General features: G+C 64.5%; 17 protein-coding genes and 1 tRNA gene. 5 read left to right on the top strand and 13 right to left on the bottom strand.

Annotated elements, in window-relative coordinates; all coding sequences use genetic code 11:
• Positions 1 to 728: 728 nt before the first annotated feature.
• Both J2W22_RS16945 and J2W22_RS16940 read left to right on the top strand, forming a co-directional pair.
• A complete protein-coding gene (locus tag J2W22_RS16945) occupies positions 729 to 2465 on the top strand; it encodes a ParB/RepB/Spo0J family partition protein (RefSeq protein WP_307119400.1) in 1737 nt (578 codons plus the stop codon).
• Positions 2466 to 2578: 113 nt separating this feature from the next.
• The gene (locus J2W22_RS16940) at positions 2579 to 3472 is read left to right on the top strand and encodes a HEPN domain-containing protein (protein WP_307119399.1); all 894 of its coding nucleotides are present in this window, start codon (positions 2579 to 2581) and stop codon (positions 3470 to 3472) included.
• Between the two features lie 41 nt (positions 3473 to 3513).
• On the opposite strand, the gene J2W22_RS16935 is transcribed toward J2W22_RS16940, so the two are convergent.
• The 4 genes from J2W22_RS16935 to J2W22_RS16920 all read right to left on the bottom strand — a co-directional run bounded on the left by J2W22_RS16935 (position 3514) and on the right by J2W22_RS16920 (position 5393).
• Positions 3514 to 4074, bottom strand: coding sequence for a thermonuclease family protein (locus J2W22_RS16935; RefSeq protein WP_307119398.1), 561 nt, complete (start codon positions 4072 to 4074; stop codon positions 3514 to 3516).
• Between the two features lie 149 nt (positions 4075 to 4223).
• Entirely contained in the window at positions 4224 to 4715 is a 492-nt protein-coding gene (locus tag J2W22_RS16930; RefSeq protein ID WP_307119397.1) for a MucR family transcriptional regulator, read from the bottom strand.
• Positions 4716 to 4837: 122 nt separating this feature from the next.
• Positions 4838 to 5050 carry a conjugal transfer protein TraD gene (locus J2W22_RS16925; RefSeq protein ID WP_307119396.1) on the bottom strand — a complete coding sequence of 71 codons (213 nt, stop codon included), beginning with the start codon at positions 5048 to 5050 and terminating at the stop codon, positions 4838 to 4840.
• A 13-nt stretch (positions 5051 to 5063) separates the two neighbouring features.
• Entirely contained in the window at positions 5064 to 5393 is a 330-nt protein-coding gene (locus tag J2W22_RS16920) for a conjugal transfer protein TraD (RefSeq protein WP_307119395.1), read from the bottom strand.
• Between the two features lie 172 nt (positions 5394 to 5565).
• On the opposite strand from J2W22_RS16920, the gene traA reads away from it, so the two are divergent.
• Positions 5566 to 8379 carry a Ti-type conjugative transfer relaxase TraA gene (traA, locus tag J2W22_RS16915; protein ID WP_307119394.1) on the top strand — a complete coding sequence of 938 codons (2814 nt, stop codon included), beginning with the start codon at positions 5566 to 5568 and terminating at the stop codon, positions 8377 to 8379.
• 172 nt (positions 8380 to 8551) lie between these two features.
• Here the strand turns inward: traA and fdxA are convergent, their stop codons facing one another.
• Positions 8552 to 8890 carry a ferredoxin FdxA gene (gene fdxA / locus J2W22_RS16910; protein ID WP_307119393.1) on the bottom strand — a complete coding sequence of 113 codons (339 nt, stop codon included), beginning with the start codon at positions 8888 to 8890 and terminating at the stop codon, positions 8552 to 8554.
• Between the two features lie 101 nt (positions 8891 to 8991).
• Here fdxA and J2W22_RS16905 point away from each other — a divergent pair, with 101 nt between their 5' ends.
• Entirely contained in the window at positions 8992 to 9921 is a 930-nt protein-coding gene (locus tag J2W22_RS16905; RefSeq protein WP_183995141.1) for a LysR substrate-binding domain-containing protein, read from the top strand.
• Between the two features lie 231 nt (positions 9922 to 10152).
• On the opposite strand, the gene J2W22_RS16900 is transcribed toward J2W22_RS16905, so the two are convergent.
• The 8 genes from J2W22_RS16900 to J2W22_RS16865 form a co-directional block, all read right to left on the bottom strand.
• Positions 10153 to 12060: an ATP-dependent helicase gene (locus J2W22_RS16900; RefSeq protein WP_307119392.1), complete on the bottom strand. Its 1908-nt coding sequence runs from the start codon at positions 12058 to 12060 to the stop codon at positions 10153 to 10155.
• On the bottom strand, positions 12057 to 13970 hold the full coding sequence (locus J2W22_RS16895) for an ATP-dependent nuclease (RefSeq protein ID WP_307119391.1): 1914 nt from the start codon (positions 13968 to 13970) through the stop codon (positions 12057 to 12059). The genes J2W22_RS16900 and J2W22_RS16895 overlap by 4 nt, the downstream gene beginning before the upstream one ends.
• Before the next feature lie 424 nt (positions 13971 to 14394).
• Positions 14395 to 14469 (bottom strand) — tRNA-Glu (locus J2W22_RS16890).
• An 89-nt stretch (positions 14470 to 14558) separates the two neighbouring features.
• A complete protein-coding gene (locus tag J2W22_RS16885) occupies positions 14559 to 14906 on the bottom strand; it encodes a DUF952 domain-containing protein (protein WP_307119390.1) in 348 nt (115 codons plus the stop codon).
• Between the two features lie 169 nt (positions 14907 to 15075).
• Complete coding sequence (gene gyrA, locus J2W22_RS16880) at positions 15076 to 17838, bottom strand: DNA gyrase subunit A (RefSeq protein ID WP_307119609.1); 2763 nt, start codon at positions 17836 to 17838, stop codon at positions 15076 to 15078.
• 112 nt (positions 17839 to 17950) lie between these two features.
• On the bottom strand, positions 17951 to 18562 hold the full coding sequence (locus J2W22_RS16875) for a hypothetical protein (protein WP_307119389.1): 612 nt from the start codon (positions 18560 to 18562) through the stop codon (positions 17951 to 17953).
• A 144-nt stretch (positions 18563 to 18706) separates the two neighbouring features.
• On the bottom strand, positions 18707 to 19135 hold the full coding sequence (locus J2W22_RS16870; protein ID WP_307119388.1) for a hypothetical protein: 429 nt from the start codon (positions 19133 to 19135) through the stop codon (positions 18707 to 18709).
• Position 19136: 1 nt separating this feature from the next.
• The gene (locus J2W22_RS16865; RefSeq protein ID WP_307119387.1) at positions 19137 to 19625 is read right to left on the bottom strand and encodes a hypothetical protein; all 489 of its coding nucleotides are present in this window, start codon (positions 19623 to 19625) and stop codon (positions 19137 to 19139) included.
• Between the two features lie 309 nt (positions 19626 to 19934).
• On the opposite strand from J2W22_RS16865, the gene dnaE reads away from it, so the two are divergent.
• Positions 19935 to 23408, top strand: coding sequence for a DNA polymerase III subunit alpha (dnaE, locus tag J2W22_RS16860; RefSeq protein ID WP_307119386.1), 3474 nt, complete (start codon positions 19935 to 19937; stop codon positions 23406 to 23408).
• Positions 23409 to 23642: the final 234 nt, after the last annotated feature.

Raw genomic sequence — 23642 nt, 5'->3', positions numbered from 1 at the left:
GGGGTAAGTTGGGCAGGAATCCAGGCAGGTGAAAAGGGCCTCTCTGGTGTCAGGAAGGGCCCAGCGTACGTCAGCGTGCGCAAACGTAGCTGGAGCGTAGATTCGATATTTCGGAGAGGAAGTGTCAGGGCGTCCCACGCCGCGCGTGGCCGCGCTCTACGCCGCTTGCTCGGCCCCGAGTCGCTGCGCGTCCCGGCCCATTCGGGTGACGATCGCTGACGTTTGACGGCGTTGCCGTTCTGCGGAACGCGATGTCTGATGGGCGTTCTCTGACGGACTGCTGCGCAGCCGCCAGGGTCCGCGGCGCCTTTTGTTTTCCGCGTGGCACACTCGATCCGGCCGGAAGGCGCGGCGGCGGCTGGCGCACGGTCGCGTGCGCACGCCGCCGCGACGGCCGACCGGATTCGAGAGTGCTGCTTTGATGGGCGCCTCTGGCGCCAGGCGCTGCGCTGCTCAAGATTTACGGACGGCGCGTGCGCGCCGGCGTTTGCCTGCCGGCCGCGGCCAAGGGGGGTGGGCGTCGCTCCCTCTAGTCTCGCCGCGGCGTGCCGCAACCCGGCTGCGCCGGGTCCTCCACTGCGTTTCGGCCCTGCAAGCCACCCCATTGCGCAGGCGCAATGGGGACCCCGGGGGTGCTGCCCGCCGCTCAAGCGGGACTGCCGGTCCGCTCCTTGCCGCCCACCCCCCTTTTCCGGGGCCGGTGCGGTGTTTGAAAAGGAGTAGGACCTATGGAACTCAAGCATATCGATACCGCCAAGCTCTGCATCTCCGCTGTGAACATGCGGGCCAAGGGGAAGGCGGACCTGTCGCACATCCTGCCGTCGATCCGGGCGCGGGGCGTGCTGGTGCCGCTGATCGTGCGGCCTGCGGACGAAGACTGGTTCGAGATCGTGGCGGGCAAGCGGCGCTATCATGCGGCGCTGGCCGTCGCGGAGGAGAGGGGCGAGGTAGAACCGCTGCCGTGCGCGATCATGGCACCGGGGGACGATGCGGCGGCGCTGGAAGCCTCGCTGATCGAGAATGTCGCGCGGCTGGACCCCGACGAGGTGACCTTGTGGGAGAGCTTTACGCGACTGGTCCGCGAGGGGCGCTCGCCCGAGGACATCGCGCTCACTTTCGGACTGACCGAATTGCAGGTGAAACGGACGCTGGCGCTGGGCAACCTGTTGCCGCGTATCCGGGGGCTGTACCGCAAGGGCGATATCGACGCGGCGACGGTGCGGCAGCTTACCCTCGCCTCCAAGACCCGCCAGCGCGACTGGCTGAGGCTGTTCGATGATCCCGACACGCATTGCCCGACCGGACATCAGCTCAAGGCATGGCTGTTCGGTGGTGCGTCGGTGCCGGTGGGCGCGGCACTGTTCGACATGGCCGACTATTCCGGCGAGGTGGTGTCGGACCTGTTCGGTGAGGAGCGCTTCTTCGCCGACACGGCCAGCTTCTGGGCGGCGCAGACGCCTGCCATCGAGGCCAAGGCAGAGGGCTATCGCGAGGCCGGGTGGCCGGAGGTGGTGATCCTGCCGACCGGCGAGACGTTCCATAGCTGGGAGCATGAGCGTTGCGCCAAGCGCAAGGGCGGCAAGGTGTTCCTCGCGGTCAGCGCGCGCGGCGAGGTGACCTTCCATGAGGGCTATATCTCGACCAAAGAGGCGCGGCGACGCGAGCGCGGCGAGGCCAGCCAGGACGAGAAGCTGGTGCGGCCCGAGGTAAGCGCCCCGATCCAGAACTATGTCGATCTGCACCGGCATGCCGCCGTGCGTGCCGATCTGATCGGCCAGCCCTCGGTCGCGCTGCGGCTGATGGTGGCGCATGCCATTGTCGGCTCTTCGCTCTGGAATGTCCGGATCGAGGACCAGCGCGCATCGAGCGATGCGATTGCCGAGAGCGTCGAGAACTGTGCCTCGGAAGCGCGGTTCGACGAGAAGCGGGGGGCGGTGCTGGCGCTGCTCGGCTTCGATCCCGAGGGCCCGACCGTGACGCGCGGCTATGAGGGCGAGCATGGCATTGCCGGGCTGTTCGTCCGGCTATTGCAGCTTCCCGATCCGGCGCTGCTCGACGTCGCGGCGATCGTCATGGGCGAGACGCTGGAGGCCGGGAGTGCGCTGATCGAAGTGCTGGGGCCGCTGCTCGGCACCGACATGGCCAAGGTCTGGCAGCCTGACGACGCCTTGCTCGACCTGATCCGGGACCGCGAGGTGATCGGCTGCGTGCTGGCGGATGTCGCGGGCGATGCCGTCGCCAGCTCGAACGAGGCCGCAACCGGCAAGGTCAAGCGCGGGATCGTGCGTGATTGCCTGACCGGCGAGAACGGACGCGCCAAGGTCGAAGGCTGGGTGCCGAAATGGATGGCCTTCCCGCCTGTCGCCTACACCGCGCGCGGCGGGGTGCCGACCGTTGCCCAGGCCGAGAAGGTGGCGGGCCTCGCCATCGCCCCCGAACCGCTGCCGCTGCGTTCAGCCGCGTGATCGTTGCTGGCGGCCTTCGGGCCGCCAGCTTCCTTCGCTTCGGACCCCGTTTTCCATGGCGGCGTTCCCGGTGAGGTTTTGCGCATTGGCTGGCACCGGTTAGGAGTATCCGTATGCGAACCGATCTCGATCATCTGCCACAAGCCAAGCAGCGCGAACTGGCCCATGTCGTGCGCATCCTGTTCGAGGAATTTGCCGAGATCACCGCGCGCACCACCGATCCCAGGAAGAAGGCGGCGCGGATCCTCAAGCTGGTGCTGTTCGGTTCCTACGCGCGGGGCGACTGGGTCGACGATCCGATCGGCGGCTATCATTCCGACTATGACATTCTCGTCGTCGTCAATGACGAGCGGCTGACCGATGTCACCGAATATTGGGGCGCGGCCGATGACCGGCTGATGCGCGAAGTGACCATCGCCCAGACGTTGAGCGCCCCGGTCAATTTCATCGTCCACACGCTCACCGACGTGAACAAGCAGCTCGAGCGCGGGCGGCCTTTCTTCGTCGATATCCTCAAGCAGGGCATCGCGCTGTACGAAGCTGAGGGGTTTGGGTTTGCGGCGCCGCAAAACTTGCCGTCGGATGAAGCACGCGCCGAGGCTCAAGAGCACTTCGATTACTGGTTTCCGCTGGGTGAGCACGCAATCAAGCTAGCTCAAGCCAGCATTGAGAATGAAGTTTTCAGAGATGCCGCGTTCATGCTGCACCAAGCGGCCGAGCGGTTCTACCATTGCATCCTGCTGGTCCTGAATCTCTACAGCCCGAAGTCACACAAGCTGAACTTCCTCCGGTCGCGTGCTGAGAACATCGCACCGTCGCTGATCGAGGCATGGCCGCGCGACGACAAGGATAGCCGCAGGCGATTTGAGCTGCTGCGCCAAGCCTATGTGAATGCGCGCTATTCACCGCACTACAAGATCACCGCCGAAGAGCTGACCTGGCTCGGCGAACGCGTGGCGGTGTTGCGCGATCTGGTTCGCGCGGAATGCGAGGAGCGGCTCGCCTGATGCTCATTGGGCTACACGAAGCCGCCGCCTGTCGAACGACACTATCTCCTGAACGGCTCGCAAGCGATGCCATCACCGTCACCGTCCATGTGAGCACCATAGCCGGGCTGTCCGCGGTGCAGCTGGGCCGCGCCCGCACGACGAGCCTCCGCGCAATTGCGATAACTCCAGCCGGTAACAGCTTTCGGTGCTGGAGCCGGTCGAGCGCGCCGAGCTGACGCCGAATCCCAAACGGCCTGGGGTGGCTTCGCTACGCCACAATCTGTGCCGATCAAACCGAACTGATCCCAATCTGCTCGGTAGATTGCGTGCCTGCCCGCAAGCTGCGCGCATGACAAATCGACCCCGTTGACCTGCACTCGAGCCAGCGTTCGGCCATATACATCACGGCCCTGGCGGTCGATCGACGCAGTCCCGCGAGATAGAACTTCCAGCGCCCGCTTTGATTCCAACGGATCACCAGGAGCGCAGTCGCGCCTGTCCTGGCAATGCCCCGGCAACTCCGGCGCATCGATTCCTATCAGGCGAATGAGTTCCTGGTCGCAGCGGAGCGTATCGCCGTCCACGGCGATCAACACGCAGGCGAGGACAAGGAAAGACATGCGATCAACCTTGCGCAGCCGCGTTAAAATCGCGTTGTCGCACGCGTGGCCGATGCTTGCTCGCCGGACGCTGGCCGAAATCTCGCAGCGCGGGTTCGCCTCACGCGGCTAGCGCGCCGGGCGCATAGCCCCCGGCGCGTAGATGGTTGTTACGAGGCGCTCGCTTTCGCACGCGGCTTGCGGGCCGGAGATGGGGCCGGCGTTGCGGCCGCATCCGACTTGGCCGCGCGGCCCTTGGCCCCGAGGCCGATCTTGTGCGCCATCTGCCGACGCGCTTCCGAATAGTTCGGGGCAACCATCGGATAGTCCGGGCGAAGATTGTAGCGCTCGCGATACTCTTCCGGTGTCAGGCCATGGCTGGAGAGATGGCGACGCAGCGTCTTGTACGGCTTGCCATCAATCAACGAGATGATGTGATCCTTGGACCCGAGCGATTTGCGCACCGACACCGCCGGCGTGAACTCCGCTTCCGAGGTGGCCGGATCAGCCGCTGCAACTTCCGGAGCATTGCCGCCCGCCAACTCCGTAATGGTCGCGTGCATGGTGCGCAGAAAAGCAGGCACTTCCTCGGCGTTGACTCGATTATTCTGATTGCCAAGCCAGGCAACCGTAAGCTCGGTAGCAAGTTCGACGGCGTTCAAGGAATTTTCTTCCGACACGGGCGGCCCTTTCTCGATCGGCGTTGCGCTACATACTAGCGTGATAGCTGCGTAGCCGCTGTCGTCTCTGTCGTATGTTAAGGCGCCAAGCAACCTACTGGCCATTAATCATGAGATGCCTGTTCGAACGCTCGCTTACCTCGACGCCGCCAGATAATGATTGCCCTCTCTCGCGCTTCGCTCTGCAAGGTCGCCGCCGCGCTTGTCAGCAATCCGAAGATCACCGCGCGATCATCATCGGTCAGTTCAACGAGGCCGGCTTTGGCTACCAGGCCGCCGAGCTCGATCAGCTGCCGCGTGCGCTCGCGCCGCTTCACGACCCAGGCTCGCTTATCCTGACGCGCCATCCGCGCTTGCAGGCGATGCCGCGCCGCCAGCGCGTGCCGAAGTGCCGCCTGATTCCTGCGCATTCGCTCCGGAATTCTTGCGGGTCCGGCTCTGAAAGAACGCCGCGCCGCGCTTGCGCCACGCCTCCTTGGTCGCGTCGTCCTTCATCTCGGCCGCCGCGAGCAGCGCGCCGGCCAGATGTTCGGGCGACAGCGCGGCCGCACCGGTGGCGGTCACCAGATCGCCAAGCTGGTGGAGCTTTTGCTGCTGAAGGTTCCTGGCCTTGTCGGCCAGTGCCTTCAGCTCGGTATCGAAATCCCGGGGTTTGCGCATCGTTCATCCTCTGCGTTGTGCGGCAAGGACGAACCAGTTATCGCTGTCTTCGATCAGCGACAACACCCTGAAACTTCTTGGGATCGCGCAGTCCCGAGAAAGATGAATTCTTTTGAGGGCGCGCTTATACGTCGTGCCGACGTCGCTTGTATAGTGTAAGTGGATTGCCGCCATGGCGATCTACCACTTCTCGGCCAAAATCATTTCCCGCGCCAACGGATCGTCGGCGCTCGCGTCTGCGGCCTATCGCTCTGCTTCGCGCCTCCATGACCAGCGACTGGATCGCCATCACGACTTTTCGAACAAGGCCGGAGTCGTCCGCTCCGAGGTGCTGTTGCCGGAAGGCGCGCCTGAGCACCTAGCCGACCGCGAGAAGCTCTGGAATGCGGTCGAGGCAGCCGAGCTGCGTAAGGACGCGCAGCTTTCGCGCGAGGTGGAGTTCGCAATTCCGCGCGAGCTGGACCAGGCCGAAGGCATCCGATTGGCACGCGAGTTCGTCGAACGGGAGTTCGTCGCGCAAGGCATGATCGCCGATCTCAATGTGCACTGGGATATCGGCGCCGACGGTGAGCCCAAGCCGCATGCGCATGTGATGCTCACCCTGCGCGACGTCGACGAGAACGGATTTGGCAAGAAGAACCGAGACTGGAACCGCACCGATTTTCTGGAGAAATGGCGCGAGCGCTGGGCCGAGCACGTCAATACCCGACTGGCTGAACTGGATATCGACACGCGTGTCGATCACCGCAGCCTTGAAGCGCAGGGCATCGATCTTGAGCCGCAGCACAAGATTGGCCCGGCTGCTGCCCGGATGGCCGAGCAGGGGCTCACCTCTGAACGACTGGAGGAACACCACGCCCTCGCGCACGCCAACGGCGAGAAGCTGCTGGCGAACCCGGCGCTGGCACTCGATGCGATCACTCGCACACAGGCGACCTTCACCACGCGCGACCTGGCGATGTTCGTGCACCGGCATAGCGAGGGGAAGGACCAGTTCGACCAGGTGATGGCGGCCGTGCGCGCATCGCCGGAATTGGTCATGCTCGGCAAGGACGGACGTGGCCAGGACCGTTTCACCAGCCGCGAAATGATCGAGACCGAGAAGCGGCTCGAGCGCGCCACTGTCCGACTGGAGGCGGGGCGGCGGCATGGAATGGACGAGCAGCATCGCAAGCTCGCATTGGTGCGTGCGGAGATGCGCGGACTGGTGCTGTCAAGCGAGCAGCGCAGCGCCTTCGACCATGTCACCAAGAGTCAGGGGTTGGGCGTAGTCGTCGGCTATGCCGGCACCGGCAAGTCCGCGATGCTCGGCGTCGCACGCGAGGCTTGGGAGAGCGCCGGCTATTCGGTGCGCGGCGTAGCGCTTTCCGGCATTGCCGCCGAGAATCTGGAGAGCGGTTCGGGCATCGCCTCGCGCACCATCGCCAGCATGGAGCATCAATGGGCCGATGGCCGTGAATTGCTGACCAGCCGCGATGTGCTGGTGATCGACGAGGCCGGGATGATCGGTACGCGCCAGATGGAACGCGTGCTTACCGAAGCCGAGAAACGCGGCGCCAAGGTCGTACTGGTCGGCGATCCTGAACAGCTCCAGGCGATTGAGGCGGGCGCCGCGTTTCGCGCGACCACCGAGCGGCACGGCAATGTCGAGATCACCGAGATCCGTCGCCAGCGCGAGGACTGGCAGCGCGATGCCACGCGCTACCTCGCGACCGAGCGAACCGCGGAGGCAATCAGCGCCTACAGTCGACACGACCGCATCCATGACGCCGAAACGCGAGAAGAAGCACGCGCCGATCTGATCGATCGATGGGATCGGGATCGTTCCGAAGCGCCGGGCGCTTCGCGGATCATCCTTACCCATACCAATGACGAGGTGCGCGAGCTCAATACCGCCGCGCGCGACAGGCTGCGCGCCACAGGCGAACTTGGCGAAGATGTCATGATCCCGACCGAGCGCGGGCGGCGTGAATTCGCACCCGGAGATCGGATCATGTTCCTGCGCAACGAGCGCAGTCTGGGCGTGAAGAACGGCACGCTTGGGCAGGTGCAGTCCGTCACCCAGGCGCGGATGGCGGTGCTGCTCGACGACGGGCGGTCGATTGCCTTCGATGTGAAGGACTATGCGAACCTCGATCACGGCTATGCCGCGACGGTGCACAAGGCGCAGGGTGTGACAGTCGATCGCGTGCATGCGCTGGCCACACCCGGGCTCGACCGGCATGCCGCCTATGTCGCGCTGTCTCGTCACCGCGACAGTGTCGACCTACATTATGGTCGCGACGATTTCGCAGATCAGCAGGCGTTAGCTCGAGCGCTGTCGCGGGAACGCGGCAAGGACATGGCTGCGGACTATTCGTCGCCCGAACGCGCGCAGGTGCAGCCGGGGCATAACCGCTTTGCCGGGCTGAAGCTTCGCGTCACGCCGGATGTGCCGGAGTTGTCTCCGTTCGAACGAGCCGTGGTACGCGTTGCCCGGGCGGTTGCGGACATCGTGCGGGTGCGGGCCGGTGGTTCCGCGGAACTTCCGCATCAGCGTGTCGCTCTCGACAAGGCCGTCACTGAAATGGAGGCGTTACGCCCCGGCGTGAAAGGCGACCTCCAGAACGTCTTCAATGCCGATCGCACCATGATCGATGAAGCGGCAAACGGGCGACCGCAAAGGTCTATCCGGGCGATGGCTTTGGAAGCCGAGATGCGGGCCGATCCAGCCAGTCGGGCCGATCGGTTCGTCGCGCGCTGGGAGAAACTGCGGAAGCAGTCCCAGCGGGCGTATGTGGTGGGCGATATGACGAGCCACAAAGCCATTCGGAACGAGATGGCGGGCATGGCGAAGAGCCTGGAGCGAGACCCGCAGATGGAGTCGATACTCGCGGTTCGCAAAGCGCAACTCGGGATCACGATCGACACCGGCCGCCGCTTGGGGGCGGAGCTGGCGTTCAATCACGGGATCGACTTCGGTCGAGGACGCGGACTTGGACGCTAGAGCGGTGTCGGCTTTGCGCTCCAAAAGCGGTCATTCAAGCTGATGCTGGATGATCCCGAAAGCGGCCCTTCGTCCGGCCGAACGCCACGCGGTTTGCGACGGACCGCACGCGCGCCTTGCGGGCGGTACGAAGGTTGACGATCGCTTGCTCCCTCGGCTCCGGGCGCCTCGCTTATCCGCCCGCCCCCGGCTCTGCCGAGAAATATTTCTCATATTTCCCCGCCTCGCCGCGATGCGCGTCCGCTTCCGCCGGGGTTTCCCCGCGCAGTGAGATGACCGGCCACGCCGCGGACCAGCGCTTGTTCACTTCCATCCACGGCGCCGCTTCGCGATCGATATCCGGCACGATCGCATCGGCGGGGCATTCGGGAACGCATGCGCCGCAATCGATGCATACGTCCGGATTGATCACCAGCATGTTCGCGCCTTCGTGAAACGCCTCGACCGGGCATATTTCGACGCAATCCATGAATTTGCACCGGATGCAGGCGTCGGTGACGACATAGGTCATGGCAAAATGCTCCATCCTTCTAGAAGGGGCGCCCCGGATAGGCCATGCCATTCAACCGGAAAAACTGGAATTTTGGGCACTAATCATTGATAAACCGGGTTATGCGATTCAGCCTCCGTCATCTTCAGGTCTTCGCCGCAGTGGCGCGCGACGGGAATGTCTCGGCGGCGGCGGCCGATCTGGCGATGTCGCAATCGGCCGCGAGCGCGGCGCTGCTCGAACTCGAGCGGCGCTATGGCCGGCCGCTGTTCGATCGCGCCGGCAAGCGGCTGCGCATCAATGAAACCGGCCGCGCCCTGCTGCCCGCGGCGCGCGACCTGCTCGACCGGGCGAAGGAAGTCGACGCGCTGCTCGCCGGACGGAAGGGGCCGGGATCGATCCGGCTGGGCGCCACGCAGACCATCGGCAATCACGTCATGCCGCGGCTGATCGAAATCTATGCGCGGCGCTATCCGGAAAGCGCCGTCGCACTGGAAATAGGCAATACCGCAGGCATCGCCGCCAGGGTCGCCGACTTCTCGCTCGATCTCGCGCTGGTGGAGGGCGAATGCGCGCAGTCCGGCCTGACCCTGACCGACTGGATCGAGGACCGGCTGGTGCTGATCTGCAACCCCGCGCACCCGCTCGCCACACGCAATCCCTGCCCGATCGACGCGCTGCTCGCCGAGCGCTGGGTGGTGCGCGAAGCCGGATCGGGCACCCGCCAGACGCTCGACCATGCGATGCGCGCCTGGCGGAGCAAATGGCGGATCGGCATGGAGCTGCAGCAGCTGGAAGCCATCGTCGAAACCGTCGCCGTCAGCGGCATGATCGGCTGCGTATCCGAACTCGCGGCCTATGCGCCACTGCAACAGGGCCGCGTCGTCCGCCTGCACGCCCCCGACCTCGATCTTTGCCGCCGCTCCTATCTGGTGATGCATGCGGAGAAATACCGCAGCGCCAGCATCCGCGCCTTTATCGACATCTGCACGGGCATCCGGGTCGATGCCTTGCGGCGTCCGGCGAAGAACTGGGTGCCGGCGCGGCGGTGAGAGCGGCGGCCCGGAGGGACTGTTTTGCGCTCCAATTGCGGTCGTTCACTCTTCTATTCATAGAGCCTGAAGGCGGTCGTTCATACATCCCGCAGCCATCGACAGGCTTGGAGGAGAGCGGAACAGCTGCTTTCAGGCGATCATCCTGCGTACGTGGACGCCCTGAGTTATAGCGCGACGGCAGCTACCGAACGCTGCCTCTCGCGGTCGCAGTGAGGTCGATTTTCGGCTTCACGCGCTGACGGCTTGCGGCAGGTTCAATCCCATTTCCAGCAGGAAGCGCGAGGGCTGTTTTGCCCAGCCCCGGTAGCGATCGGCATAGGAGAGGCAAAGCCATTCCCGCGCCCGCGTGATCGCGACAAAGCAGTTGCGGCGCTCTTCCTCCATTTCGGCGCTTTGCTCCCCGGCCTTCACGCTCTGAAAACTGGGTAGAACGTCTTCGGCAAGGCCGATCACATAGACGTGGTCGAATTCCTTTCCTTTGGCGCTGTGAATGGTCATGAGCGTGACGGCGTTGTCAGGAACCGGCGGTTCTTTGGACCGCAGCGCCAATTCCTGTAGAAATTGATCGAGTCCCGCGTCTCGCCCGATGGCTTGACCAATGCTCCGAACGAGTGACACCCACGCCGTCCGGTCCTCATCGATGTCGGTCGCGTCCTCGCTTCCCTCTGCCGGCAGTTTCTCGAGAACTTGGTCGATGAACGCTCGAAACGTCGTCGGCTGGGCGCTAAGCGCTGTCGCCAGGGCGGTAAGGGCGTTTGCTTGGTCGTTTTCTCCAAATCCAACGGCCCCGGCCCATTCGGCGAGCAGCGAACGGCCGCTGATTTCTGCGCCTGCGGCGATGTCGTCGGACGAGGCGCCAAGGTCAAACCAGCGATTAAACGCGCCGGTCAGCGTATCGAGGGCTCGCCGATCGGCGGGGCGAGCCGCCAGCCTCAGGGCTGCGGCAAGCCACAAAAATTGGGCGGACCGGAAGTCGTCCCGGCGTTGCGCGATGGCGGCAGAGACCCCGGCATTCGCGAGCGCGGTGTTCATTCGCTCGAGCAGCGCCCGCGTCCGAGCGAGCACTGCGATCTGGCCACGCTTACCTTCGGGTATCCCGGCGATACCAGCCGCTATCGCCGTCGCCTCTGCTTCTTCAGTCGAATAGCGCAAGAGGTTGATATGCTGTCCGTCCGGATAGAGCAGCGTCGTCTTCCCTGCTTCCAGCGGCTGCTTGGCAGCCGTGCGCTGCGTGTTGTGAACGACTAGCCGATTGGCGGCAGCGACGATGCTCGGCGGGCACCGATAGTTGGTGGGGAGCTGGATTTCAGTCGGGCTGAAGTCGGCCCGAAACCGCTGGATTTGCTTGTAACTCGCGCCGTTCCACTGATAGATGATCTGGTCGTCGTCTGCGACAGCAAACACATTGCGAAAGCTGTCTCCGGCGAGGGCTTTGATGAGCCGATATTGTCCGTCCGTCGTGTCCTGAAATTCGTCAAACATCCAATAGGCGTAAGCGCGGCGATAGTGCAGCGCCACGCCCGGGAACGTGGAAATAAGGCGGTAGGCCTGCGCGATGAGCGACCCGAAGTCGAGCGCGTTGGCCGACCGGAGAGCCGCTTCATACGCGCCATAGACTAGCTCGACGCGCTGCCCGACGCCACTGTCCCTGAACAGCTTCGCGCAGCCTTCCGGCTGGATCAACCGCGCCTTCAGTTTGTCGATCGTGCCCAGGAACCGCTCGTCGTCGCTGTCGAGCCCGTTCGCCCGGATCGCTTCCTTGAGAAGGTCGGCCCGATCCGACTCCAGCGAGTAGATGGCGAAGTTCGGATTTATGCCGATATGCGAGCCGTGCTGCTGCAACATCTGCATGCAGAAAGAGTGGAACGTACCGATGGTCGCCCGTTGCTGCTGGTCGGGCACGACCGCCTCGATGCGGCTGGCCATTTCGTCCGCCGCCTTGTTGGTGAACGTAAGTGCCATGACGCGGAACGACTTGTCCGGCGTTTCGGCGAGGAGCTTTGCGACGCGCGTTGTCAGGACGCGCGTTTTGCCTGATCCAGGACCGGCCAGCACGAAGAGCGGGCCATCTACCCAGTTTGTCGCTGCGGCTTGCGCGGGCGTCAGCTCGCTCAGCGCCTTTTCCAGTTCGGTCATGGCAGTCCTCGGAGCGTTTCGATCGCTTCCCTGATAGCCAACGGCATCCGCTGCGTCAGCGGTAAGCTGGCCGCGCATTGCGCCGCCAGCTCGGCGGCGTAGCCACACTTGTCGCCCGACAATGTGGCAATCAGCGCCGCGTCGTCCATCGCGGCGACCCCCGGCACACCTTGAGTAGTCAGGATGGCTTTCAGCTCCACTTGCAGGCCATCGGCAACGAGCTGATGCTCCAGAGTCTGCCCGGCGATCTGACGGACGAGCTGCGCGACTTCGGCAGGCGAGAAATTGCGGGCTTGGACAGATGCAATATACTGGTTGCCGGCCAAGTCGCCGTCAACGACCATGGTCCAAGCATAACCGAGCGCGCGCGCCAGCGCAGTAAACATGCCACAATTGCCGTTGTTAGCAAAATCAATCACGGCAACGCCATGCTCGTCCAGATCAAAATTCATTGCTTTGGCCATGCCGTGAACCAAATGATACTCGGATTGACCCTCGACCAATAGCCACTTGTTGGCGAAGAATATCTCTCCCCGGATTCTGCGGGCAAACGTTTCGAGCTTCTGCAAATCCTCATCGGATATGAATTCGAGCGATGCGTCTCGCGCTGCCCTCAATCGGGCGTGCAGCGCCGCCATGTCGGCATGGCCGTTACAAGCGACAAGCAAATTCTGGTAGGTTCCGATCGGTAGACTGCCCTTAATGACCAGCTCGGAGAGGCCGCCGTCGTATTCAAGGAGCCCTCCGGATGCGGCCATGACGGGTGCGAAAGCGGGCAGGTTCGGCACCCGACAGCGAAACTCGCGCGGCAGCGACTTGATGATCGTGCCATCCGGGCCAGCGCGGACCACGCGTAGGTCGCGAAAGGGTACATACTGGAGGAAATAGGGGGAATGCGTCGAGACGATCTTCTGACCCTGAAGCTGCGCGACGTGTCCAAAAAGCGTGCGGGCGGCTTGCGGATGCAGGTGAGTTTCCGGTTCCTCCAACGCCAGAACCGGGGTGCTCTCGGCGCGATAAAGCTCGCCAAGCAACAGCTCGACGAACGAGCGGAACAGGAACATCACGGATAGACTTTGTACGCCTTGCCCGTGCCGCGTGAGCGGCAGCCATGGCTTTGTCCCGTCATTTTGATAAATGACCTCGGCCTTCGATAATAAATCCCATGTGTTCAACGGCAGCACGCGAAGGTTCGCCTGTCCGGGTGTGCCTGTCGTCGCGACGCGGCTAATGTCGGAGAGTGAGGTTGCCAGATCGCCCAGCAGCGGGTCGGCGGCGAGCAGCTTCGCATTCAAGAGATTGAAAATGCGAACCGACTTTTGCTCAAGCGGGTCGGGGATTTGAACGGTCCGGAGCAATCGTCCCCAGAACTGGCTGCGCGCGGTAAATTCGTCGCCGGCGTCGCGCAGCGCGTCGAGATAGAAGACGGGCAGAAAGGAGAAAAACTCCTGGAAGTTCGTAGCCCGTGCGCCCTTTCCGGCGAGCGGGTTGCGGTCAGTGTTGAGAAATTCCCATTTGGGAATATAGCTTTGTTCCCCGTCGTCCCATGCGCAACTCACGCGCATGATGATCGAAGCCTGTCCGGACATGGGATTGAGCTGGATGATGTCGGCCAGTGTTTCGTGCAGCTCCTCGGGCCACTCGCTGACCGCCGACTCTTGAATCTCGATTTCTATGACGACCGGGTCGCCGACCTTGGGGTCAGTGCGTGCCGCGCTCAGATGCACGTCATACTCGGTAAACCCGGTGCCGCGCTGTCCCCACCGGCGCGTCAGCGCAATGCGGATGGCCTCGAGAATGGCCGTTTTGCCGGCGTTGTTTGGGCCGATCAGCACGGTCGTCGCGCTAAGCTCTATCTCGGCCCGTTTAATCGACCGGAAATTCTCTATGGTAACGCGTTTGATCTGCAAAGAAACGTGCCCCTCTCTCTGGAGCAATCGTATCTCTTCCGAACTGGAGGCGGCAACAGGCGTTTGATCCGATCCGCCAGTCAACGCTCAGCTCGCTGTCGGAGCCGCAACCTCGATCGCCGCCACCGCCAGCTCACGGCTTGAGCCGCGCGACAAACTCACATGAACGAACGACCAAATTGAGGAGCCGGTGAGACGCTCCGAATGGCGGCTCGTGGGTCTGCTCGGTGGCGGAGCGGCCAGTCGGCTTCCGGCCCAAAAGCAGTCGAAAATGATCGAGCTTCCGGGAAAAGAACCGCAAACCCCGTCCGAGGGCATGTCAATTCATGCCAATCAAGCCGCGAAAAAATGTGGGACGAAAAGTGGGGGCGACTTTTGTCAAATCGACCGAAACGGCGGATTTTTGCCATTTTCCGCTTGACGATGGTGACCCCTACGAGAATCGAACTCGTGTTTTCGCCGTGAGAGGGCGACGTCCTGACCGCTAGACGAAGGGGCCGTGCAGCGGAAGCGGGCAATTACGGGTAGCATCTCTCCCCGTCAAGCGCCTTCCGGAAGGTTTGGCAATTTTATTGCGATGCCGCTTTTTCAGCCGGTGACGGGCAGGCGGAGCGAGCCGTCGGGCTCGTAGTGGACCGGGCTGTACGCCGTCACCGCGTCGAGCGGCAGGTCGGCATAGAGATGGGGGAAGAGCTGGCCGCCGCGTGACGGCTCCCATTGCACCGCGTCACCCATCGCCTCCAGATCCACCGCAGCGAGCCACAGGCCGGTCTGGCCGGCGAAATGCCTGTCCAGCGTCTCCTCGACCTGCGCGGCGGTGGAGAGGTGGATATAGCCGTCCTGGAGGTCGACCGGCGCGCCCTTGAACACGCCTTCATGCTCGAGGAGGTGCATCTGCTCGGCGGTGAGAATCTTGTAGGCGGTGTTGTCGGGCATGGATTCCTCCGGCGGTCGCCTTGCAGCTATCCTTGTCGTCACCCACGCGAAAGCGGGGGTCCATCTCCTGAAGGTGCCACGGGCATAACAGCTGTGGTGAAACGGGATAGCGCAGGAGATGGGTCCCCGCTTTCGCGGGGACGACGTTGATATTGGCGGTTAGAGAGCCTTACTGCCCGTCCTCCGGACCCCGCGCGAGGTCCTCGCTCGTGGTGCCGTCAGGGGTCGGTTCGCCGACGGTCGGGCCGTCACCCAGCTCCGCCTCGGCATCGCCTTCGCTTTCCTCGATCCGCGCGGCCGAGACGACATGCTCGTCCTTGGCGACGCGGAAGAGGATCACGCCCTGCGTGTTGCGGCCGGTGACCCGGACCGAGCCGACCGTGGTGCGGATCAGCTTGGCCTGGTCGGTGACGAGCATCAGCTGCTCGCCGCTATGCGTCGGGAAGCTGGCCACCACCGGACCGTTGCGATCCGAGCTGACGATGTTGGTGATGCCCTGGCCACCGCGATTGGTGCGGCGATACTCATAGGCCGAGGTGCGCTTGCCATAGCCGTTGGCGGTGACGGTGAGGATGAACTCCTCCGACGCCTCGAATTCGGCCATGCGCTCGGGCGAGAGGGTGATCTCGCGGTCCCCTTCCTTCCAGGGGGCGGCCTTGAGATAGTCCTCGCGCTCCTGCGGCGTGGCGTCGAAGCCGCGCAGCACCGACATCGAGATGACTTCGTCGCCATCGGCCAGGCGCGCGCCACGCACGCCCGTCGAATCGCGGCTCTGGAACTCGCGCACGTCGGTCGAGGCGAAGCGGATCGCGCGGCCACCCTTGGTGGCGAGCAGCACGTCGTCGCCCTCGGTGAGCAGCGAAACGCCGATCAAGCGATCCTCGCTGCCTTCCTCGAACTTCATGGCGATCTTGCCGTTCGTGCGGATGTTGGCGAATGCATCCATCGAATTGCGGCGGACATTGCCCTTGGCGGTGGCGAACATGACGTGGAGGTTGCCCCACTCATTCTCGTCCTCCGGCAGCGGCAGTACGGTGGAGATCGTCTCGTTGCTGGCAAGCGGCAGCAGGTTGATCATCGGCCGACCGCGCGTTGCCGGCCCACCCTCGGGCAGGCGCCACACCTTCATGCGATAGACCTTGCCCTCGGTGGAGAAGAACAGCACCGGCGTGTGCGTCGAAGTGACGAAGAGATGCGTGACCGCGTCCTCGTCCTTCGTCGCCATGCCGGCGCGGCCCTTGCCGCCCTTGGCCTGGGCGCGGAAGGTATCGAGCGGGGTGCGCTTGATATAGCCTTCCATGGTCACGGTGACGACCATGTCCTCGCGCTCGATCAGGTCCTCGTCCTCGATGCCATCGGCAGCGGCGGCGATCTCGGTGCGGCGGGGGGTGGCATAGAGGGCGCGGACCGTGGTCAGCTCCTCCACCATCACTTCATAGAGCTTGGAACGATTGCCGAGGATCTCGAGCAGCTCGGCGATCGAGTCGGCCAGTTCCTTCAGCTCGTCGCCGATCTCGTCGCGGCCGAGCGCGGTGAGGCGGTGCAGGCGCAGGTCGAGGATGGCGCGGACTTGGGCGTCCGACAGGCGATAGACGTCGCCGGTGACTTCGGTTTCGACCGCTTCGACCAGCTTGATGTACTGGGCGATCTCCGCGATCGGCCATTCGCGCGAAAGCAGCTTGTCACGGGCGTCCGCCGGGCTCGACGAGCCACGGATGATGCGGACCACTTCGTCGAGGTTGGTGACTGCGATCACCAGGCCGAGCAAGATGTGTGCGCGCTCGCGGGCCTTGGCCAGCTCGAACTTCGAGCGGCGGGTGATGACCTCCTCGCGGAACTTGACGAAGGCCTGGATGATGTCCTGCAGGTTGAGCAGTTCCGGGCGGCCGCCGCGGATCGCGAGCATGTTGGCCGGGAAGCTCGACTGGGCAGGGGTGTTCCGCCAGACCTGATTGAGCACGACCTCGGGGGTCGCGTCGCGCTTGAGGTCGATGACGATGCGGACGCCCTCGCGCGACGATTCGTCGCGGATGTCGCTGACGCCTTCGATGCGCTTGTCCTTCGCCGCTTCGGCGATCTTCTCGACCAGCGCGTTCTTGCCCTGCTGGTACGGGATCTCGGTGAGCACGATCGAGCGGCGATCGCCGCGCTGCTCGAACTCGTGGCGCGAGCGGACGATGATCGAGCCGCGGCCGGTCGAATAGGCGTTGCGGCAGCCGGTGCGGCCGAGGATGAGCGCGCCGGTCGGGAAGTCCGGACCGGGGACGATCTCCATCAGCTCCTCGAGCGTCAGCGCCTCGCGCTTGCCGAGCATGCCGTCGATATGCGCCAGGCAGGCGTCGATCACTTCGCCGAGGTTGTGCGGCGGGATGTTGGTCGCCATGCCGACCGCGATGCCGCCGGCGCCGTTGACCAGCAGGTTGGGGAAGCGGGCGGGGAGGACCGAAGGCTCGCTCTCCGACCCGTCATAGTTCGGTACGAAGTCGACCGTGTCCTTCTCGATGTCGTCGAGCAGTGCCGAGGCGACCTTGGCGAGGCGCGCTTCGGTGTAGCGCATCGCGGCGGGCGGATCGGGGTCCATCGAGCCGAAATTGCCCTGGCCGTCGATCAGCGGCACCCGCATCGCCCAGTCCTGGGCCATGCGCGCCATCGCGTCGTAGATCGAGCTGTCGCCGTGCGGGTGATACTTACCCATCACGTCACCGACGAGGCGGGCCGACTTGCGATAGGCGCGGCCGGCGACATAGCCGCCTTCCTGCGCGGCGTAGAGGATGCGGCGGTGGACGGGCTTCAGGCCGTCGCGAACGTCGGGGAGCGCGCGCGCCACGATCACGCTCATCGCGTAATCGAGGTAGCTCGTCTTCATCTCGTCGACGATCGAGATCGGCGTAATGTCGGAGGGGTCGTCGGCGAGGATGGTCTCGTCGGTCAAAGTGTTCACCGCTTTCGGGTTCTTGAGTGTGTCTTACGGCTCTAACGCTGCCGATGCATCCTGCCAACCCCGCCCGCGCGCGTGCGCGTACGCGAGGGAAACCGGTGGATAACTAGGGTTGGGTGAGCAATTTGCTGCAGCTTTCCTGGATCGCTTCCGGGTTGCCGATATCGCCCGCACTGCGCAGCGCCTCGCCGAGCAGCGGCTTGGCGCGATTGAAATCAAAATCGGCTAGGCCGCGCTTGCGCGAAACCTCGCGAAGACGCTTCATTGCCCGGCCATAGTCGCGCGAGCCTTCCTGCTGCCACCAGCTGCTTTCCTCGTCATCCAGCCCCATCGCGCTGGCGAGATAGAGGAGCAGGAAAGTCGCGCCGCAAATCGCATCTCTCGTTTCCGGATCGGCCGGCAGCGAAACCGGAGCGGCTGCGCGCGCCTTGGGGAAGCGCTTGTCGCATGCCGCGAGTGAGGGCGAATCCACGCCGCGCTCGGCCTGCATCTGTCCCTTGCGGTATCCGCTCAACACGCTGTCGAAAAAATGGGCGTCATCCGCGCCTTCCGCCCTCGCATAGACCTGGCCGAGATAGACCCTTCGGGAAATGCTGCGGATCGAGCCCTTGGCGCGCTCCGCGCGGGTGAAGGCGGCGACGCACTGGCGTGCGGCCTTGCCGGTATCGGCATCGAGCGTGACGGACTGCCCGAGCAGCGCGAGCGACAGGAAGAACATCGATCCACCCCCTTGGATTCGCACTGGAACCTAGCCGGGCGGGCGCGGGGAAGGAAGGTGGCCGGTGACGGGGCGGGAGGAGGTGCACCCCGCCACCGGGTCCGGGACCGCGTACTGCCGGTACGCTATGCGGATGCGCGGTCCTTAATGGGTCGTGCCGGTGTGCGGCAGGCGAATGACATACTGGCCGCTGGCCTCGATCCCGCTGGTGTCGTCCTCGACCTCGCTACCGACCAGCTTGCCGAGATTGGCGAGCGCGCCGACCATGCCGAATCCTGCCGAGAACGGGCGGCCGCGCGCGTCGCGGCGGGGCTTGGGACGGGCATTCCGCGGCTCGCGGCGGCGGGGCGGGGGCGCCATGCGCGCCATTCGCTCGGCGACCGAGGCCGCGTCGCCGGTGCGGCCGAACTCACGCCACACGACCTGGAAACCCTCGGGCACTTCGCTCCACTCGCCGCCTTCGGGGCGGATCAGGTCGCAGCCGCAATGGTGGCAGACCGCGAAGTCGAGACCCTGGTTGTGATGATGGGTGGTGCCGGCGGTGTGGCCCATCATGTTGCAGCGGATACTCATCTCAATGCACTCCCTTGGTCGTCTTGCTGCCGCGCGACCGCAGCCGGAACTCGGCCAGCGCGCGGAAATGCTCGTCGTCGCTTTCGAGCGCGAGCACGGGGTTCCAGATTTCGAAGCTGTCGCCGGTGCCGACGAACAGCGCGAGGTCGTCGATGCGGCCGAGATGGCGCATCGCCGCGGGGATGCGCAGGCCCTTGCCTTCGCGCTTCATCCGCTCGGAGAGGCCGAAGGTGCCGCGCATGCGGTGATAGTGGCTGCGGGCTTCCTCGCCGCGCGCTTCCTCCGCGATCCGGCGGCGCTCGGCGCGCTCGGCGAGGGTGGAGAGATGCTCGCGGCCATAGCCGATCAGGCAGGTGTCGCCCTGATGCTTGGCGACGATGATCTCGGGATTGGTCTCGGGGGAAAGCGCTGCTTCGAGAAAGGCCGGGACGGCGACGTTGCCGTCCGCATCGACCTCGCAAAGCTCGCTACCATGGTAAAGGGCGTTCATGGGTTCGACTCGTCAGAAAAGGTTGGTGCTTCGCTGGTAAGTCACTGAAACCTCATTGGGTTTCTCTGCTTGCCTTATATTTGCCATAATAACGCCCAATTCTGATCCCGCGATGAACCGTTCCGTTCCATCGCCGAAATGTTTACTGCCATTAACTATGTTCTGAACCAGCCCGGCGCGGGCTTCCATTCAGGAGACCACCCGTCCGAGTCCGTGCGTAGGGAAGAATCCTGAGCCCAAACGCTTGAAAATTGTGGACAACGCTCCCCACGGGTAGCGCCACGGAGAGCGGGACCCTACTATCGGCGGATGCATTCCGGCTTCGTTCCGCTTCGGGTCTTCTCGTCCTTCACCATGCTGGAGGGCGCGATCGAGCCGAAGACGATCGCCAAGCGCGCGAAGGAGCTGGGTTTTCCGGCGGTCGCGGTGGTCGATCGCAACGGCCTTTATGCCTCGATGAGCTTTGGCGACGCCTGCATGAAGGCGGGCGTCCAGCCGATCATCGGCACGCTGCTGGCGGTCAAGCGGCCCGACATGCCGGACGGCGTGACCGCGCCGATCGACTGGTTGGCGCTCTACGCGCAGGACGAGAAAGGCTATCTCAACCTGTGCGACCTCGTCTCGATGGCGCATCTCGACCGCCCGCTCGAAGAGGATGCGCACATCCCCTTCGACGCGCTGGAGGGGCGCACCGACGGGTTGCTCTGCCTTACCGCCGGGGCCGAGGGCGCGCTGGCACGGCTCTATGCCGAGCAGCAGGATTCGGCGGCCGCCCATTATGCGACTCGGCTCGAGGCGCTGTTCCCCGACCGGCTCTATATCGAGATCGTCCGCCGGCTCGACGAGGTCGAGGGCAGGGCCGAGCCGAAGCTGCTCGACCTCGCCTATGACCGGGGCCTGCCGCTGGTCGCGACCAATCCGAGCTGCTTCGCCGAGCCGACCTTCCACGAGGCGCATGACGCGATGCTGTGCATCGCCAACAGCTCCTATGTCGCCTCGGACGATCGCCCGCGTTCGTCGCCCGATGCGTGGATGAAGCCGGCAACCGAGATGAAGAGCCTGTTCTCGGACCTGCCCGAGGGCATCGCCAACACGCTCGTCGTCGCCCAGCGCTGCGCCTATGCCGCGCCCAAGCGCAAGCCGATCCTCCCCAGCCTCGCCGGCGACCGCGAGGGCGAGGCGAAGATGCTGCGCGATCTCTCCTGGGAGGGGCTGGAGAAGCGGCTGGAAAAGGCCGGGATCACCGATGCCGCCGAGCGCAAGGTCTATGAGGAACGGCTCCAGTTCGAGCTCGACATCATCATCCAGATGGGCTTCCCGGGCTATTTCCTGATCGTTGCCGACTTCATCCAATGGGCGAAGGCGCACGACATTCCCGTCGGCCCGGGTCGCGGCTCGGGTGCAGGCTCCGCAGTCGCCTGGGCGCTGACCATCACCGATCTCGATCCGCTCAAGCTGGGCCTGCTGTTCGAACGCTTCCTCAACCCGGAACGCGTCTCGATGCCCGACTTCGACATCGACTTCTGCGAAACCCGGCGTGGCGAGGTGATACGCTACGTCCAGCAGAAATACGGCAGCGACCACGTCGCGCAGATCATCACCTTTGGTACGATGAAGGCGCGCGCGGTGGTCAAGAACGTCGGCCGTGTGCTCCAGATGAGCTATGGCCAGGTCGATCGCCTCGCCAAGCAGATCCCGAACCACCCGACCGATCCCTGGACGCTCGAGCGCACGCTGAACGGCGTGAGCGAGTTCCTCGCCGAGTATAACGCGCACAAGGAGATCAAGAACCTCGTCGATCTCTCGATGCGGCTCGAGGGCCTGCCGAGCCACTCGTCGACCCACGCCGCCGGCGTGGTGATCGGCGATCGCCCGCTATCGCAGCTCGTCCCGCTCTACCGCGATCCGCGCTCGGACATGCCGGTCACCCAGTTCGACATGAAATATGTCGAAGGCGCGGGGCTGGTGAAGTTCGACTTTCTCGGCCTGAAGACGCTGTCGGTGCTGAAGAAGGCGGTCGAGCTGCTCGCCGATCGCGGGCTCGACGTCGATCTCGATGCGCTCGCCTGGGACGATACCGAAGTCTATGACCTGCTCCAGCGCGGCGACACGGTCGGCGTGTTCCAGCTGGAATCGGAAGGCATGCGGCGCACGCTCACGGCCGTCCGTCCGACCAATTTCGGCGACATCATCGCGCTCGTCTCGCTCTATCGTCCCGGCCCGATGGACAACATCCCGAGCTTCGGCCACCGCAAGGGCGGGCGCGAGGAGATCATCTATCCGCACGACCTGCTCGAGCCGATCCTGAAGGAGACCTACGGGATCTTCGTCTATCAGGAGCAGGTGATGCAGGCCGCCCAGATCCTGGCCGGCTATTCGCTCGGCGGCGCGGACATGCTCCGCCGCGCGATGGGCAAGAAGATCAAGGCGGAGATGGACGCCCAGCGCGAGACCTTCGTCAAGGGCTGCGCCGAGCACAACAACATCAAGCCGGCCAAGGCGAACGAGCTGTTCGACTTGATCGACAAGTTCGCCGGCTATGGCTTCAACAAGTCGCACGCCGCTGCCTATGCGCTGCTCGCCTACCAGACGGCGTGGCTGAAGGCGCATCATCCGCACGAGTTCTTCGCCGCGTCGATGGCGTACGACATCCACCAGACCGACAAGCTGGCGATCTTCGTCGACGACATGAAGCGGCTCGGGATCCGCTATTTGTCACCCGACATCAATCGCAGCCAGGCCGATTTCTTCGTAGAGAAGACCGAGGAGGGCCTCGCGGTCCGCTATGCGCTGGGCGCGCTCAAGGGCGTGGGCGAGGGCGCGATGGAAGAGCTGGTCCGCGACCGCGAGGAGCGCGGCGTCTTCAAGTCGCTCGACGATTTCGCGCTGCGCACCAATCCCCAGCTGATCAACAAGCGTCAGCTGGAAACGCTGGCGGCTGCCGGCGCCTTCGACTCGATCAACGACAATCGCGCTGGTGTGTACGGCGCGGCCGAGCGGATCATGGCGGTGTGCCAGCGCGCGCATGGTGAGCGGAACAGCTTCCAGGCGTCGTTCGACATGCTCACCAAGCCCGCGGGTGACGAGATCCGCCTGTCCGAGGACGTCTATTGGTCGACCGCCGACCGGACCGGGCACGAGCGCGAAGCCTTCGGCTTCTATTTCCAGGCGCACCCGCTCGACCGCTTCCAGCATCTCGCCAGGAGCTTCGGCGCGCGCGACATCGTCTCGCTGGGTGAGGTCGACATCCCGCCCGGCACCCGCGTCGGCGCGACGCTCGCGGCGCTGGTCGAGGATTGCCGCCCGCGTACCTCGGCGCGCGGCAACAAGTACATGATGGCGACGATCTCGGACAAATCGGCCCAGACCATCGCCACCTGCTTCGAGGACAGCGCCGTCCCCGATCTCGAGCGCTGCGCCCGCGAAGGCGGCTGCGCGGTGCTGACCGTCGAGCTCGACAAGCGCGCCGGCGAGGATACGCCGCGCGTCTCGATCAAGCGCGTCCAGAGCTTCGAGAGCCTGGCCAATACCGCGCGGCTGGTGCTCGACGTGACGATCGACGATGTCGCGGCGATCCCGATCCTCGCCGGCATCATCGGCGACCAGCGCGGCGGGCGCGGCGAAGTGCTGGTCCATGTCGGCATCGCGGGCGGCGTCGCCGAGATCGTGCTGGGCCGCGACTTCCGGCTGGACGGGGAACTGCGCCAGAAAATCGAGAATGTCCCCGGCATCCGCTGGGCTGTGCTGAAGAGCGCCGCGGCGAAGCTGGCCGAAGCGGCATAGGCAATACCCCTTCTCCCTTTGGGAGAAGGGAGGGGCCCGCCGCCGAAGGCGGTGGGAGGGATGAGGGCGAGCGCGCCTCACGCGGTGTGCCTGCCGAAGCCTGCCCTCACCCAACCCTCTCCCAAAGGGAGAGGGCTTTTGATTCGCTCCCGAAATCCTTCCTTACACAGCCCACTCTCGACACCTGCGCCATCCGCAGGTTACGCTCCTCGAAAAAGCGGTATGGAGAGCGAG

The sequence above is a fragment of the Sphingomonas kyeonggiensis genome (assembly GCF_030812785.1).
Lineage (GTDB): Bacteria > Pseudomonadota > Alphaproteobacteria > Sphingomonadales > Sphingomonadaceae > Sphingomonas > Sphingomonas kyeonggiensis_B.
Note: the sequence above shows the minus strand (reverse complement) of the source record. Positions and strands in the feature narration are given on the sequence as shown.

Bases quoted from the DNA above. Each gene is read 5' to 3' on its own strand.
- fdxA (WP_307119393.1), bottom strand. From the start codon at position 8,890: ATGACCTATGTCGTCACCGACGCCTGCATCCGGTGCAAATTCATGGAT.
- J2W22_RS16875 (WP_307119389.1), bottom strand. From the start codon at position 18,562: ATGTTCTTCCTGTCGCTCGCGCTGCTCGGGCAGTCCGTCACGCTCGAT.
- J2W22_RS16885 (WP_307119390.1), bottom strand. From the start codon at position 14,906: ATGCCCGACAACACCGCCTACAAGATTCTCACCGCCGAGCAGATGCAC.
- J2W22_RS16865 (WP_307119387.1), bottom strand. From the start codon at position 19,625: ATGAACGCCCTTTACCATGGTAGCGAGCTTTGCGAGGTCGATGCGGAC.
- J2W22_RS16935 (WP_307119398.1), bottom strand. From the start codon at position 4,074: ATGTCTTTCCTTGTCCTCGCCTGCGTGTTGATCGCCGTGGACGGCGAT.
- J2W22_RS16905 (WP_183995141.1), top strand. From the start codon at position 8,992: ATGCGATTCAGCCTCCGTCATCTTCAGGTCTTCGCCGCAGTGGCGCGC.
- J2W22_RS16920 (WP_307119395.1), bottom strand. From the start codon at position 5,393: ATGCGCAAACCCCGGGATTTCGATACCGAGCTGAAGGCACTGGCCGAC.
- J2W22_RS16870 (WP_307119388.1), bottom strand. From the start codon at position 19,135: ATGAGTATCCGCTGCAACATGATGGGCCACACCGCCGGCACCACCCAT.
- traA (WP_307119394.1), top strand. From the start codon at position 5,566: ATGGCGATCTACCACTTCTCGGCCAAAATCATTTCCCGCGCCAACGGA.
- J2W22_RS16900 (WP_307119392.1), bottom strand. From the start codon at position 12,060: ATGACCGAACTGGAAAAGGCGCTGAGCGAGCTGACGCCCGCGCAAGCC.
- J2W22_RS16945 (WP_307119400.1), top strand. From the start codon at position 729: ATGGAACTCAAGCATATCGATACCGCCAAGCTCTGCATCTCCGCTGTG.
- dnaE (WP_307119386.1), top strand. From the start codon at position 19,935: ATGCATTCCGGCTTCGTTCCGCTTCGGGTCTTCTCGTCCTTCACCATG.
- J2W22_RS16940 (WP_307119399.1), top strand. From the start codon at position 2,579: ATGCGAACCGATCTCGATCATCTGCCACAAGCCAAGCAGCGCGAACTG.